This window comes from Amycolatopsis rubida (assembly GCF_900115345.1).
Taxonomy (GTDB): domain Bacteria; phylum Actinomycetota; class Actinomycetes; order Mycobacteriales; family Pseudonocardiaceae; genus Amycolatopsis; species Amycolatopsis rubida.
Map to the genome: position 1 here is coordinate 19,787 of NZ_FOWC01000003.1, position 13,641 is coordinate 33,427.

Sequence of the window (13,641 nt, forward strand, 5' to 3'; positions counted from 1 at the left end):
CCATGGCGACCGAGGTGAAGGTGGAGGCCGATCCGGCCGACGCGGGTTTCGACGGGGCACGGCTGCGGCGGATCGACCGGCATTTCGCCCGGTACGTCGACGACGGTTTGCTGCCGGGCTACCTCGCGGTGGTGAGCAGGCACGGCCGGATCGTGCACGTCGCGTCGCACGGCGCGCGGGACGTCGAGGCAGGCGCCCCGGTCGAGACCGGCACGATCTGGCGGATCTTCTCGATGACGAAGCCGGTCACCTCGGTGGCGGCGATGACGTTCGTCGAGGAGGGCCTGATCGACCTCACCGACCCGATTTCCCGGTGGCTGCCGGAATTCGCCGAGCCGAGGGTGTACGCGAAAGGTTCGGCGCTGGCTCCGGTCACCGAGCCGGCGACCGAACCGATCCGGCTGTGGCACCTGCTTTCGCACACCGCGGGTCTCACCTACGGCTTCCACCACACGCACCCGGTCGACGCGCTCTACCGCGCGGGCGGGTACGAATGGGGCACGCCGCCGGGGCTGGACCTGGCGGAATGCACCAGGGCGTGGGCCCGGTTCCCGCTCGTGTTCCAGCCGGGCGCCGAGTGGAACTACTCGGTGGCCAGCGACGTCCTCGGCCGGTTGGTCGAGGTGCTCGCGGGGAAGCCGCTCGACGAGGTGTTCGCCGAGCGGATCTTCGGCCCGCTGGGCATGACCGACACCGGTTTCTGGACCTCGGACACCGACCGGCTGGCGGCGTTGTACCTGTCCGCGCCGGGGACGAAGAAACTGGTCCGCAACGACGCCTTCGGCGCAGTGGGCACGTCGCGCCCGGCGTGCCTTTCGGGCGGCGGCGGCCTGGTCTCGACGGCGGCGGACTACCACCGGTTCACGCAGATGCTGTTGCGCCGCGGCGAACTCGACGGCGTGCGGGTGCTGAGCCCGCGCACGGTGGACCTGATGACGGCCAATCACCTGCCGGGGCATGTGGACCTGGAGTCCTACGGCCGCCCGCTGTTCGCGGAAATGCCTTTCGACGGGTACGGCTTCGGGCTGGGCTTCTCGGTCCTGATCGACTCGGTGAAGGCGAAAACGCTGGCCACGCCTGGCGAGTACGCGTGGGGCGGGGCCGCGTCGACGGCTTTCTGGGTGGATCCGGACGAGGACCTGACGGTGGCGTTCTACACGCAGCTGCTGCCGTCGTCGACTCATCCGATCCGGCAGCAGCTGCGGCAGCTGGTGTACCAGGCGATGCTGGACTGATCCTTAAAGCGCGGCCACGATGCCGTTCCCGGCTGGCGATTGTCCGTTGCCAGCCGGGTTTCCGTCTTTGCTTCATCGAAAATCCCCAGGTACTTCCTTGTCCGGTTGAACCACAGCCGCGCGATCGGCTTCCGGTTGTTGTCGTCCAGCAGGATGCTGAAGCAGCTCTTGTTGTCCCTGGCCACGACTCGCGCCGGAGCGACCTCTCCGCACACGATCGCCCGGACGCCCTCTTCTTCGACGGCGGCCGAAGCCCCGGCAGCAGGGGCTGGCTCCGCTTCCGAGGCGGCGCCGCTCGTGATGCTGATGGAGGCGTCCGGCCCGCCCCAAGCGTTCTTGAGCCGGTCGTTCAGGAACTGGCGGGCCGCCTTCTCGGCCAAACTGGTCGCGGACTCGCCGGGTGAAAGAGCCCTCGTATAGCCGCGTGGTGAGAAAACGGGCCCATTCGTCTTCGGGCTGCTTGAATTGAGCCGCCAGGATGCGCTTGAGCTGGCCTGCGGTGCTGATCACCGATTCGAGGTTGAAGGACTCTTTGGTCAGCTTCGCCAGTTCGGGCAGCAGCGTCTCGCCGATGCCGGCGAAGTCGAGCACCAGGAACGGCTTCGCGTCCATCCGGTTGGGTGCGTCCAGATCGGTGTAGACCTCGCCGTTCGTCAGGATCGCGTAGTCGGTCTTCTCGCCCTTTTTGATCCCGACGTCCGCGGTGAACTCCGGGATCACCTCGGCCGGGTTGAACACGTCGTAGCCAAGGACCGCGCTGATGAACGGCATCACGAAGGCGTTCTTGGTCGCCTCCTCCGTTTCGATGCTGTCCTTGTCCCCAGCCGTCTCGGCAGCGCTGTTGCCGAAGTAGTGAAACTGATTTTTTTAGGGCAACAGGTCAGGTTGGTTCCGAGGCAGTTAATTCCCGTCCTTCTGCTGTATCTCGTCGATGGCGGGAACTGGCGAAGTCAGGCGGTCAGCTTAGGAATCACCTGCGCCCCGTACGCGGCCATCGTGTCCTCCCGCTCGTCGTGCATCAGATACAGCGCGAACTGGTCCACCCCCAGTTCCGCCAGTTCCTCCAGTCGCGCGATGTGCGCCGAGGCCGGGCCGAGCAGGCAGAACCGGTCGACGATCTCGTCCGGCACGAACGCGGTCGACGGGTTCCCGGCGCGGCCGTGGTGGGAGTAGTCGTAGCCTTCGCGCTCGCGGATGTAGTCGGTCAGTTCGTGCGGCACCGGGCCGGACGAGCCGTACCGGGCCACCAGGTCGGCGACGTGATTGCCGACCATTCCGCCGAACCAGCGGAGCTGTTCCCGTTGGTGCGCCAGGTCTTCGCCGACGTACGCCGGGGCCGCGACGCAGATCGTGATCCCGCCTGGATCGCGGCCCGCGGCGCGGGCGGCGTCCCGGACCGCGCCGATCGTCCAGCGGGCGATGGCCGGGTCGGCGCACTGCAGGATGAAGCCGTCCGCGTGTTCGCCGACGGTCTGCAACGCCTTCGGGCCGTACCCGGCCATCCACATCTCCAGCCGGCCGCCGCGGATCCACGGGATGCGGACCGCGGTGTCGTTCATCGTGACCTCGCGGCCTTCGGCGAGATCCTTCACCACGCGCATGCATTCGCGCACCGTGGCCAAAGTGGACGGCGGACGGCCCACCACCCGGTGCGCGGAGTCGCCGCGGCCGATTCCGCACACCGTGCGGTTGCCGAACATGTCGTTGAGCGTCGCGAAGGTCGACGCCATCACCGACCAGTCCCGCGTGCCCGGGCTGGTCACCATCGGGCCCACGACCAGCGCGGACGTCGCTTCGAGGATCCGCGAGTAGATCACGAACGGTTCCTGCCACAGCACGCACGAGTCGAACGTCCAGCCGTACCGGAACCCGGCGTCCTCGGCGGCCTTCATCATCCGCACGACCTCCGCCGCGGGCGGGTCGGTCTGCAGCACGATCCCGAAATCCATCCGGCCTTCTTCCCCTCCGCCGCCCTCAACCGAGCGGCTTCGCCGCGCTGTGTTCTTTCCGGCTCAATTCAGATACTGATTGAGTTCGCGAGACAGGAACTTTCCGTGCCCGGGACTGCCGTGGAATCCGTCCGGCGACACCACGACGCGACCCCGCGACAGAACGGTGTGGACCTTCCCGGTGAGCGAAAACCCTTCGTACGCCGAGTAGTCCACGTTCATGTGGTGCGTTTCCGCGGAAAGCGTCTGCCGCGCCGAAGGGTCGTACACCACGATGTCCGCGTCCGAGCCCGCCGCGATCACGCCCTTGCGCGGGTACAGCCCGAACATCCGCGCGGGCGTCGCCGAGCACGTCTCGACCCAGCGGCCCAGTGAGATCTCGCCCGCGACCACACCCTGGTGCAGCAGTTCCATCCGGTGTTCGACGCCCGGTATCCCGTTCGGGATCGCCCGGAAGTCGCCGCGCCCGAGTTCTTTCTGGTCCTTGAAACAGAACGGGCAATGGTCGGTGGACACCACGGACAGGTCGTTCGTGCGCAGCCCGCGCCACAGGTCCGCCTGGTGCGATTTCTCCCGCAGCGGCGGCGAAGCCACGAACTTGGCGCCCTCGAAATCAGGTTTCGCCAGGTCCTCAATGGACAAATACAGATACTGCGGGCAGGTCTCGGCGAAGACGTTCTGCCCGTTGTCCCGCGCCTCGGCGACCGCGGCGAGCGCCGGTGCGGCCGACAAATGCACGATGTACAACGGGGATCCGGTCACCTGGGCGAGCCGGATCGCCCGCGAGGTCGCCTCGCCTTCCAGTTCGGGCGGCCGGGTCAGGCCGTGCTGCACCGGGTCGGTGCGCCCGGCGGCGACCGCCTGCGCGGCCAGTTCGTCGATCGCGATGCCGTTTTCCGCGTGCATCATGATCGTCGCGCCGATCTCGCGCGCCTGCTGCATGGCGCGCAGGATTTCCCCGTCGGTGGAATAGAAAACGCCGGGGTAGGCCATGAACATCTTGAAACTGCCGACCCCGCCGTCGACGCACGCCCGCATTTCCTTGAGCGAGGAATCGTTGACGTCCGACACGATCATGTGGAAGCCGTAGTCGATCGCGCAGCTGCCGTCCGCTTTGGCCTGCCACTTGTCCAGTGTGGACAGCAGAGAGGTTCCCTTGGCCTGCACGGCGAAGTCGATGATCGTCGTCGTGCCGCCCCACGCGGCGGCGATGGTGCCGGTCTCGAAGGAATCGACCGAATGCGTGCCGCCGAAGGGCATTTCCATGTGCGTGTGCGCGTCGATTCCGCCGGGCAGCACGTACTTGCCGGTCGCGTCGATCGTTTCGTCGCCGGTCAGCGTGCCGGGCGCGCCTACCGCCGCGATGGTTTCGCCGTCCACCAGCACGTCGGCGGTGATCGCGCCGGACGGCGAAACGACTTGCCCGCCTTGAATGAGGGTGGTCATCAGGCCTCCGCGAGCGGGCCGTAGCTGTCCGGGCGGCGGTCGCGATAGAACTGCCACAGGTCGCGGACCTCGGCGAGCCTGCCCATGTCGAGGTCGCGGACCACGATCTCCTCCTCGGTGTCCGACGCCGCCTCGCCGACGAGCTGGCCGCGTGGGTCCACAAAGTACGATTGACCGTAGAAGTCGTTGTCGCCCAGTGGCTCCACGCCGACCCGGTTGATCGTGCCCACGTAGTACTCGTTCGCCACCGCGGCCGCGGGCTGCTCCAGCCGCCACAGGTATTCCGACAGTCCGCGGCTCGTCGCCGACGGGTTGAACACGATCTGCGCCCCGGCCAGCCCGAGCGCGCGCCAGCCTTCGGGGAAGTGCCGTTCGTAGCAGATGTACACGCCGATCCGGCCGACCGCGGTGTCGAAGACCGGATAACCGAGATTGCCCGGCTTGAAGTAGAACTTCTCCCAGAAGCCCTTCACCTGCGGAATGTGGTTCTTGCGGTGCATTCCGAGGTATGTCCCGTCGGCGTCGATCACCGCCGCGGTGTTGTAGTAGACGCCCGGCTGTTCCTGTTCGTACATCGGCACCACGAGCACCACGCCGTGCCGTTCGGCGACCTCCTGCATGAGCTTCGTGGTGGGGCCGTCCGGGATCGCCTCGGTGTAGGAATAGAAATCCGCGTCCTGCACCTGGCAGAAATACGGGCCGTAGAACAGTTCCTGAAGGCACACCACCTGCGCGCCTTGCGAAGCCGCCTTGCCGATGGCGTCGACCGCGTTCGCGATCATCGACTCCTTGTCACCCGTCCACCGCTGCTGGATCAAGCCGGCTCGGACCGTGTCAGACACTGGTTTCCTCCTCGTTCCGGTGCGCGTTCAAGGGAAGGCTGAACAGGATGTAGGCGACGAACGCGCCGACAAAACCCATTGCCCAGTTGTAGTCGTACAAAGGTTTCAGGAACGGAATGAGCCCGTCCGCCGGGAACGGCCCGCCGTAGGCCCCGCCGACCGCGAGCACCGCGCCGATCAGGGTCGCGGCGAGCGCGCGCCAGTGCCAGCCGGCGGTGAACCAGTACTGCCCGCTCGGCAGGTACAGATCGGCCAGCTTGAGCCGGGTGCGCTTGACCACCCAGTACCCGGCGACCAGCACCCCGGCGACCGCGCCGAGCAGGCCGCCGTAGAAGCCGAGCCAGGCGAAAATGTAGATGTCCGGGTCGGAGTAGAGCCGCCACGGCTGGATCAGGACGCCGATCACGCCGGTGATCAGGCCGCCGAGCGCGAAGGTGATCCGCTTCGGGAAGGCGTTCGAGAAATCGTAGGACGGGCTGACGACGTTCGCGGCCAGGTTGGCCGAGATCGTCGCCAGCACCAGCGCGATCAGCGCGACGACGACCACGACCGGGCTGGCGAACTTGTCCGCCAGCTGCGCCGGGTCCCAGATGTCCTGCCCGTAGAGCACGTGCCCGCCGGACGTGGTGAGGATGGCGACGACGGCGATGAACGTCATCGTGGTCGGCAGTCCGAGGATCTGCCCGCGCATCTGCTTGCGCTGGCTGCCGCCGAAGCGGGTGAAGTCCGGCATGTTCAGCGACAGCGTCGACCAGAACGCGATCATCGCCATCAGCGACGGCGCGAACACCTTCCAGAACCCCGGCCCCCAGCCGAGCTTCCCGCTGTCGTGCAGGATCGGGCCGAGTCCGCCCGCCTTCACCAGCACGTAGCCGAGCAGGATCAGGAAGCCGACCGACACCAGCGGCGCGGTCCAGTTCTCGAACTTGCGGACCGCCTCCATGCCGCGCCAGATGATCAGCATCTGCAGCAGCCAGAACACCGCGAACGACAGCCACATCGTCCAGTGCTGCCCGGCGATCACCGCCGAATCGCGCCAGCCGGACCCGGCGAGCCGCCCGACGATCACGTAGATCGCCTCGCCGCCCACCCAGGTCTGGATGCCGAACCAGCCGCAGGCGATGAACGCGCGCAGCAGCGCGGCGAGGTTCGCCCCGCGCAGGCCGTAGAACGCGCGGGCGAACACGGGGAACGGAATGCCGTATTTGGTGCCCGCGTGGCTGTTGAGCAGCATCGGCGCGAGCACGACCAGGTTGCCGACGGTGATCGTGATCAGCGCCTGCAGCCAGTTCATGCCGAGCGCGATGAGCGACGCGGCCAGTGCGTACGAAGGGATGTTGTGCGCCATCCCCATCCAGAGCGCGAAATAGTTGTAGGTCGTCCAGGTCCGCTTCTCGACCGGGACCGGGGCCAGTTCGTCGTTGAAGAACCGGCTGCCTCGCAGCGCCCGCACGTCGCCGAGGTCCACCCGGCTGTGCTCACGTGTCGTCGGCTCCATTGCGGAATCCTGCGCGCCGGGCGGGGGCCGGGGGCAGAGACAGACTGTTCACTGTTCGGCCGCCCTCGGCGCAGTCTGTCGATTGCGCCGAACCGCGCCGGGGTGCATGACCTACGTCACAACCTGCTCGTCATCCCGGGGCAAAACGGCGGAAACATCTCCACCGGATCTCCACATCTCACCCGGATGGCCTCCACGGCGATTGCTTAAAGTCGGCGGCATGGACAACGGGGGAAGACGGGTGCTGGTCGTCGAGGACGACCTCACCATCGCCGCGTCGATCGATGCCCGGCTGAGCGCGGAAGGGTTTTCCGTGACGGTCGCGCACGACGGCCCCGCGGCAGTCGACGCGGAGGCGGCGACCAGTCCCGACCTGGTGGTTCTCGACGTGATGCTGCCCGGTTTCGACGGACTCGAGGTGTGCCGCCGGATCCAGGCGCGAAGGCCGGTGCCGGTGCTCATGCTCACCGCCCGCGCCGACGAGACCGACCTGCTGGTGGGGCTCGGCGTCGGCGCGGACGACTACCTCACGAAGCCGTTCTCGATGCGCGTGCTGTCCGCGCGGATCCAGGCGTTGCTGCGGCGGGTGGAGCGCTCGTCGGCCGCGGCGGAGGAGCGGATCGTGCTGGGAGATCTGGAGATCGACATCGCGGAACGCCGGGTTCGCCGAGGGGGCGAACCCGCCCAGCTGACGCCGATCGAATTCGATCTCCTGGTGCATTTCGCGCGCCGTCCGCGCGCGGTGCAGCCGCGGGAACGGCTGCTGAGCGAGGTGTGGGACTGGGACGTGCAGGCGACCGGAGCCGGTACCCGGGCGGTGGACAGCCACATCAAGGCGTTGCGGCGGAAGCTCGGGGCCGATTTGATCCGGACGGTGCACGGGGTCGGGTACGCGCTGGAGGTTCCCGCGTGAAGCCGTTCGTCGCGAAGGCCGTGGATTTCCTGCCGAGACCGCTGGACGGGATCCGGTCGATCAAGCTGAAACTGGCGATCCTGATGGTCGCCTCCGGCGGGATCGCGTTCGCGTTCTTCCGCTACCAGATCGGCTGGCTGCCGCCGCGGACGACGGTGACCGCGGTGGCGATCGCGCTGCTGACGTCGCAGATCCTGGCGCACGGCATGACCAGGCCGCTGCGCGAGATGACGGCGGCCGCGCGGGCGATGGCGAAAGGCGACTACACACGCCGGATCCGCGCCACCGCCCGCGACGAGGTCGGCTCGCTGGCCGCGGCGTTCAACCAGATGGCCGCCGACCTGTCCACCGCGGACCGGCAGCGCCGGGAGCTGATCGCGAACGTCTCGCACGAGCTCCGGACGCCGATCACCGCGCTGAACGCCGTGCTGGAGAACCTGGTGGACGGCGTCGCTTCGCCGGATCCCGCGACGCTGCGCACGGCATTGCACCAGACCGAACGCCTGGGGAGGCTGGTCACCGAACTGCTGGATCTGTCGCAGATCGACGCCGGAACGCTGCCGCTGGACCGATCGCCGGTCGACCTCGAAGACCTGCTCGCCGAGGTCGCCGCGGAGGCGGAAGCCATGGCCGCGGCGGCGGGCCGGGGAGTCCGGTTCGCGGTCTCGGTGACCCCGTCCGGCGCGATGGTGTCCGCTGACCGGGAACGGATCTACCAGGTGGTGCTGAACCTGCTGGAGAACGCCGCCCGGCACGGCCCCGCCGGGGGAGAGGTGGCGGTGCTGGCGCGGGTCGAGGCCGGGGAGGCGCGGATCGAGGTGCACGACCAGGGACCGGGGATTCCGGAACCCGACCGGGACCGGGTGTTCGAGCGCTTCACCCGGGGAGAACGCGCCGGCGGCGGCGGGACCGGACTGGGGCTGGCGATCGTGCGGTGGGTGGTGGAACTGCACGGCGGGACCGTCGCGGTGGTCGACCCCGAGCCGGTCGAGGCGGTGCCTGGCGGAGGTCCCGCCGCTGGCGGCGGCGGGCCGGGGTGCCGGATCCGGGTGACGCTGCCTGCCTGAGGCCGGGCCGCACTCCCGCAAAAGTCCGTGAAGGGCTCCTTGCGGGACTCAGGTTCCCGCAAGGAGCCCTTCACGGACCTCCGAGGCGCGTCGCCGGACCTGTCGGCAGCGGCGAGAATCCCCGCGCCCGGCCCACGGCGGAGAAATCCTTGGCGAGTTTCCTCACCTGGCCGCCACGCACCTTGCTATTTGCTATCGCGAAGAGAGGTTTCATGTCCGAGCAGGTCCAGAATCATCCCGCGCATGCCGTTCCGCCTTGGGCGGTGCGAGTCGTCCGGCACCCGGGGCCCCGGCCGTTGTTCGAGCGGGCCGAAGCCGCGGTGCCCGTCGAGGCGAAGCTGGCCGCGCTGGCGGTGGCGGTCGCGGGGGCGGTCGTCGTGCCGGTGGACCGGCCCGGGATCGGCTGGATGCTGGCGCTGCTGATCGCGGCCGCGGCGCTCTTGGCGTGCGCGAGGCTGTCCGAGGCGCGAGAAGGAAAAGCGAGGCGTTGGCGACAAGCCGGTTGGGCGCTGCTGGCGATCGCGCTGCTCGCGGTAGGAGCCCTGCGGGCGGCCGAGTGGCTGTTCGTCTTGTGCGGGCTCGCGGCGGCGGCCGCGGCGTCGCTCGCCGTCGTCGGGAAGCGGACTGTGCACGGCGTGACCTACGACGTTCTCGCCGTCCCGCTCGAAGCGTTCCGCGCGGTGCCGTGGCTGCTCCGCCGGAGTCCTCGCCCTGGTCGGCACCAAGGGCGGGTCCTCGGGGCGGCGCTGCTGTCCGGCCTGGTCCTGGTGGTGTTCTTGCCGTTGCTGATCAGCGCGGATCCCCGCTTCGCGCAGTTCGTCGGCGACCTCGTCCCGGACGTGCGGCCCAGTTCGGCTGTCCAAGCCGTGCTGGTGTTCGCTGTGGGCTTCGCGGCGATGGCGGCCGTCTTCCTGATCTCGGCAGATCCCTTGCCAGAACGGGAAAACCGGAAGACCACGGTCGGCGATCGGCTGTCGTGGACGTCCTTGCTGGGCACCTTGTCGGTGCTGTTCACCGCGTACGTCGGCGTGCAAGCGACCGCTCTGTTCGGCGGCACGGACTACGTCCTCCGCACCGACGGCCTCACCTCGGCGGACTACGCACGCGGCGGTTTCTGGCAACTCTGCGCCTGCACAGTGCTGACCCTCGGCATCGTCGCCGCGGCCCTGCGCTGGGCCCCGAAAACCACCCGCGCCGACCGGACGGTGTTGCGGGCGCTGCTCGGCGCGCTGACCGTGCTGAGCCTGGTCGTGGTGCTGTCCGCCTTGAGCCGCATGTGGACCTACCAGCAGGCTTACGGATTCACGGTGCCGCGCTTGCTGGTGGAGGTGTGCGAGATCTGGCTCGGCGTGGTGTTCGTCCTGATCGGAGCGACACTGGGCACGCTCCGCGCGAACTGGCTGCCCCGCGCGGCGATCGCGACCGCCGCGCTGGCGCTGCTGGGACTGGCCGCGGCGAACCCGGAGGCGGCGATCGCGACCGCCAATCTGGATCGGGCGGCGCAGGGCAAGCCGCTCGACGTCCGTTACCTGAGCCGGTTCTCCGCCGACGTGGCCCCGGTGGTCGCGCAGCGCCGTCCCGACGCGGCTTGCCTGCTGCGCCCGATCGCCGGGTCGCTGGCCGGCGACGCCTGGCCCGCCTGGAACTTGAGCCGTTCCCGGGCGCGGGAGATCGTCCGGTCGCAGGCCCCGTGCGCATGACGGGGGGTCAGCTCCGGGGCACGGTCAGCCGCCAGCCGATCAGGGGGTTTTCGTCCTCCGGGAGGTGCTCGGAGCGGCCCACCGCGCAGCGATGCCGGACCAGGTCGCGGCGCGCCGCCGGGGTCAGTTCCGCGTCTCCGGACGGGCTTTCCCCGTCGATGTCCACGTTCGCGTCGACGTTGAACCGGTAGACGTCCGCGGTCAGGTAGCCGGGGCGGACATCGGTCTTCCCTTGCGAATTGTGTCCCCCGGCCGAGCGATCCGTCGCTGGTCGGCCGATGGCGGCGGAGGTACGAATCCGGCGGCGCGCCCGGATCACCGCTCTGTTCGACGGCCGCGATCTCGTGGAAGAACGGGTCGAACCGCGCGACTTCCACCTGCCGCATGCCCAGCGCGGGGAAGAAGCCGATGTACTCCACCACGCTGACGCGCACTTCGTGCTCGGGCAGGTGCAATCGGTGCGCCCACGGCGTTTCGGCTCGGTCCGGGAGACCGGACTGGAAGCCCAGCACCAGGAGATCGCTGATCCGGCCGAGCGCATACGCTTGTTCGGGCAGATCGCCCCAGACGTACTCCGTCCGCTGCCGTTCTCCGCGGACCGCCAGCGGGGCGAGCGGCGACGGCACGCTGGTCGAGCCACGGCGAAAGCAGAACAACGCCGATCCGGTGTGCTGGTGCACCGCGAAGTACCGTTCGCGCAGCGTTGTCGGGGTCATCACGGCGACGTGGCCTACGGAGAACAGCGTCGGCGTCCTACCGGGTTGTCCGCCGCGGCAACCGATTCCGGGACCGCCGGAGCCGAGTGCCGCCGCCGGGCCCTAAAGCGCGAACACCCCGTTCGACTGGCTGTCCGCCGCGCACTTGTTCGGGTACGTCGTCCGGTACGTCACCTGGGTGCCGCGCCAGCTGCCCAGCGCCGTGACGTCCACCGGGGAGTAGATCATCGTGCACTTCTGCCGGTGCGGCGTGATGCGGGCGAAGTCGCCGTCGACCGCCGTGAGCGTCGCGCAGGCGGTGTCGCGGTGGCGGTGCGTGCCGCCGGCGGGGTCGCAGGTCAGGGACACGCTCGTGACGCGCCCGGAAGTCTCGTGCATGGTCAGCTGCATCACGGACTCCGGGACGTGCGGTGCGGCCAGGCCGCCGAAACCGATCAAGGCAGCTGCGACCGGAGCGAAGGAAGAGAACACCATACGAGAGTTATCGGCACCGCGAACCCGATCACTGTGCTCCTCGTCCGGGTAGGGTTTCCTCGCTCGGACGGGTGGCGGCACCGAGGTCGTGCGCGAGTAATGCCACGTACAGCGACAACATCGACTCCGGATCTTCCAGTCGCACTCCCAGCACCTGTTCGATACGGGCGAGTTGCTGGTAGTACGCCGTCCGTGAGGTGTGGGCGGCGACGGCCGCGGCGGACTTGTTGCCGCCGTGTGCGCAATAGTGCCGCAGCGCCGGGACAAGGCGACTGCCGGAAGCAGCGTCGCGTTCGAGGAGCGGGCCCAGCTCTCGCGCGGCGAAGGCGTGTACGCGCTCGTCGTCAGCGAGAAGGTGCAGCAGGCCGCGTAACCGAACATCCTTGAGACGGTGCAACGGTTGCCCGTCGTCCTCGTCGAGTGCGGCAGCAGCGACGTGCGCGGCTTCGACCAAAGTGCGTTGTGCTTCAGCGGGTCCGGTGACCGTCGTGCCTACGCCGAGCGCGGCTGGCGCGGAAGCGCGCGCGTCGTGGATGTCGGTGGCTAGGCGCTGGAGTACGGCGTCGGCGTTGGCTTCCGGCGAGAGAGCGAGAAGGGCGCGTACGGCAGTTTCGTCCGTCGACACCAGCGCGGACACCTTCGCTCGGCGCGTCGCGAGCGCAGTCGCTTCGGCCAGTTCGCGCAACAGTGGCGGCGTGGACAGCGTCGGACGCGTAGTCGCGGTGACACGTGGCCGTACCGCTAGGCCGACCAGCTGTCGTCCAGTCAGTGGCACGGCGAGCGCAGAAGAACGCGCGAGGATCTCAGCGGTTGGCGCGGGAGAATTCAGCAGCTCGGTCAACACCGCGCGGTGCGCTTGCCGTTCGAGAGTGTCGGAGTCGCGCGCGACGAGACGGTGCACCGCGAGCGCGGACGCCGCCCGTTCGGCGACCACCTGGTACCGATGCGGTGGCGGCTCGGCGCAGACCAGCACCAGCCGACCCCAGTCGTGGCCGCGCGCGCCGACGACGGTGACCAGCCAGCCCGCCGCCGAGTGGTAGCCGGTGCGCTCGCCGACCTGCACCACTCGCGACCGGGCCGGCCAGCCGATCAGCAATTCGCCCGGATCCGTGCCCGCCGTGTCGTAGGCGAGGACTTCGTGTTCCAGCGTTTCCAGCACGACCGGCTGTTCGGTCAATCGCGCCACCTCGGCCAGCACCGCGGCAGGCTCGGCGCCAGCGACGGTCAGCGACGTGAACGTTTCGTGCACCCGCTCCGCCGCCCGAAGCTCGGCGAGCTGCGCGTCCACGATCATTCCGTTCACTGCCTCGGTCACCGCGACATAGCGGGTCTCGCGGGACAGCGTCACCAGCGGCAATCCGCGCTGCTCGGCCGCCGCGACGAGGGCCTGCGGCAGCCGGTCGTTCCAGTGCCGCACCAGCTCGACCACCAGGCCCGCGACGCCCACCTCGGCGAGGTCGGCGACGTACCGGGTCAGCGTCGCGTCGTCGTCCGGAAGCGCGACCCCCGTGGTGAGCACGAGTTCTCCGCCGCGCAGCAGATGCGCGATGTCGGCGACCTCGGCCGCGTGCGCCCAGCGCACCCGCCGTTCGAGCCCGGTGCTGCCCGCGACCACGCGCGGGCACCCCTGGCGCAGCACCGGCAACGCGAGCGCCTCGGCGACGGTCGGGTACATCGATCCCCCTTGCTGGCCGGCAGGGCACAGACTGTACGGCGGAAAGGGGTAGTCCGTACACGTTGTCGATAGCGGATCCGGGCGGCTCGCCCGGAGACTCGTGGACACCCGACCGGAAGGAGCGGA

12 protein-coding genes are annotated in these 13,641 nt (G+C 69.0%); 4 read left to right on the top strand and 8 right to left on the bottom strand.

Features of this window, described 5'->3' with window-relative positions; all coding sequences use genetic code 11:
* The first annotated feature begins 2 nt into the window (after positions 1–2).
* The gene (locus BM362_RS14455; protein WP_093573472.1) at positions 3–1,235 is read left to right on the top strand and encodes a serine hydrolase domain-containing protein; all 1,233 of its coding nucleotides are present in this window, start codon (positions 3–5) and stop codon (positions 1,233–1,235) included.
* Positions 1,236–1,307: 72 nt separating this feature from the next.
* Here the strand turns inward: BM362_RS14455 and BM362_RS50525 are convergent, their stop codons facing one another.
* From BM362_RS50525 to BM362_RS14480, 5 genes are all read right to left on the bottom strand, one after another.
* Positions 1,308–2,009: a hypothetical protein gene (locus BM362_RS50525; RefSeq protein WP_244287153.1), complete on the bottom strand. Its 702-nt coding sequence runs from the start codon at positions 2,007–2,009 to the stop codon at positions 1,308–1,310.
* Positions 2,010–2,185: 176 nt separating this feature from the next.
* Positions 2,186–3,184, bottom strand: coding sequence for a TIGR03842 family LLM class F420-dependent oxidoreductase (locus tag BM362_RS14465; protein WP_093573473.1), 999 nt, complete (start codon positions 3,182–3,184; stop codon positions 2,186–2,188).
* Positions 3,185–3,247: 63 nt separating this feature from the next.
* Entirely contained in the window at positions 3,248–4,630 is a 1,383-nt protein-coding gene (gene hydA, locus BM362_RS14470; protein ID WP_093573474.1) for a dihydropyrimidinase, read from the bottom strand.
* Complete coding sequence (locus tag BM362_RS14475) at positions 4,630–5,472, bottom strand: nitrilase-related carbon-nitrogen hydrolase (protein WP_093573475.1); 843 nt, start codon at positions 5,470–5,472, stop codon at positions 4,630–4,632. The genes hydA and BM362_RS14475 overlap by 1 nt, the downstream gene beginning before the upstream one ends.
* Positions 5,465–6,970: an NCS1 family nucleobase:cation symporter-1 gene (locus BM362_RS14480; protein WP_067586324.1), complete on the bottom strand. Its 1,506-nt coding sequence runs from the start codon at positions 6,968–6,970 to the stop codon at positions 5,465–5,467. Before BM362_RS14480 ends, BM362_RS14475 begins: the two co-directional genes overlap by 8 nt.
* A gap of 241 nt (positions 6,971–7,211) precedes the next feature.
* On the opposite strand from BM362_RS14480, the gene BM362_RS14485 reads away from it, so the two are divergent.
* From BM362_RS14485 to BM362_RS14495, 3 genes are all read left to right on the top strand, one after another.
* Positions 7,212–7,883 carry a response regulator transcription factor gene (locus BM362_RS14485; protein ID WP_037813644.1) on the top strand — a complete coding sequence of 224 codons (672 nt, stop codon included), beginning with the start codon at positions 7,212–7,214 and terminating at the stop codon, positions 7,881–7,883.
* A gap of 20 nt (positions 7,884–7,903) precedes the next feature.
* Entirely contained in the window at positions 7,904–8,950 is a 1,047-nt protein-coding gene (locus BM362_RS14490) for a HAMP domain-containing sensor histidine kinase (protein ID WP_093573827.1), read from the top strand.
* A 212-nt stretch (positions 8,951–9,162) separates the two neighbouring features.
* Positions 9,163–10,650: a DUF4153 domain-containing protein gene (locus BM362_RS14495; protein WP_093573477.1), complete on the top strand. Its 1,488-nt coding sequence runs from the start codon at positions 9,163–9,165 to the stop codon at positions 10,648–10,650.
* Positions 10,651–10,657: 7 nt separating this feature from the next.
* Here BM362_RS14495 and BM362_RS48210 read toward each other — a convergent pair whose 3' ends face one another.
* The 3 genes from BM362_RS48210 to BM362_RS14510 all read right to left on the bottom strand — a co-directional run bounded on the left by BM362_RS48210 (position 10,658) and on the right by BM362_RS14510 (position 13,515).
* Entirely contained in the window at positions 10,658–10,969 is a 312-nt protein-coding gene (locus tag BM362_RS48210; RefSeq protein WP_208865206.1) for a hypothetical protein, read from the bottom strand.
* A 499-nt stretch (positions 10,970–11,468) separates the two neighbouring features.
* Positions 11,469–11,840: an SSI family serine proteinase inhibitor gene (locus BM362_RS14505; RefSeq protein WP_067586336.1), complete on the bottom strand. Its 372-nt coding sequence runs from the start codon at positions 11,838–11,840 to the stop codon at positions 11,469–11,471.
* Between the two features lie 28 nt (positions 11,841–11,868).
* Positions 11,869–13,515 (bottom strand): PucR family transcriptional regulator, encoded by a 1,647-nt coding sequence (locus tag BM362_RS14510; RefSeq protein WP_067586339.1) that lies wholly within the window; start codon positions 13,513–13,515, stop codon positions 11,869–11,871.
* Positions 13,516–13,641 lie beyond the last annotated feature (126 nt).

What these genes read in the sequence shown, in the direction of transcription:
- BM362_RS14495 (WP_093573477.1), top strand. Translation starts at nt 9,163, where the DNA reads ATGTCCGAGCAGGTCCAGAATCATCCCGCGCATGCCGTTCCGCCTTGG.
- hydA (WP_093573474.1), bottom strand. Translation starts at nt 4,630, where the DNA reads ATGACCACCCTCATTCAAGGCGGGCAAGTCGTTTCGCCGTCCGGCGCG.
- BM362_RS14455 (WP_093573472.1), top strand. Translation starts at nt 3, where the DNA reads ATGGCGACCGAGGTGAAGGTGGAGGCCGATCCGGCCGACGCGGGTTTC.
- BM362_RS14480 (WP_067586324.1), bottom strand. Translation starts at nt 6,970, where the DNA reads ATGGAGCCGACGACACGTGAGCACAGCCGGGTGGACCTCGGCGACGTG.
- BM362_RS14510 (WP_067586339.1), bottom strand. Translation starts at nt 13,515, where the DNA reads ATGTACCCGACCGTCGCCGAGGCGCTCGCGTTGCCGGTGCTGCGCCAG.
- BM362_RS14505 (WP_067586336.1), bottom strand. Translation starts at nt 11,840, where the DNA reads ATGGTGTTCTCTTCCTTCGCTCCGGTCGCAGCTGCCTTGATCGGTTTC.
- BM362_RS14465 (WP_093573473.1), bottom strand. Translation starts at nt 3,184, where the DNA reads ATGGATTTCGGGATCGTGCTGCAGACCGACCCGCCCGCGGCGGAGGTC.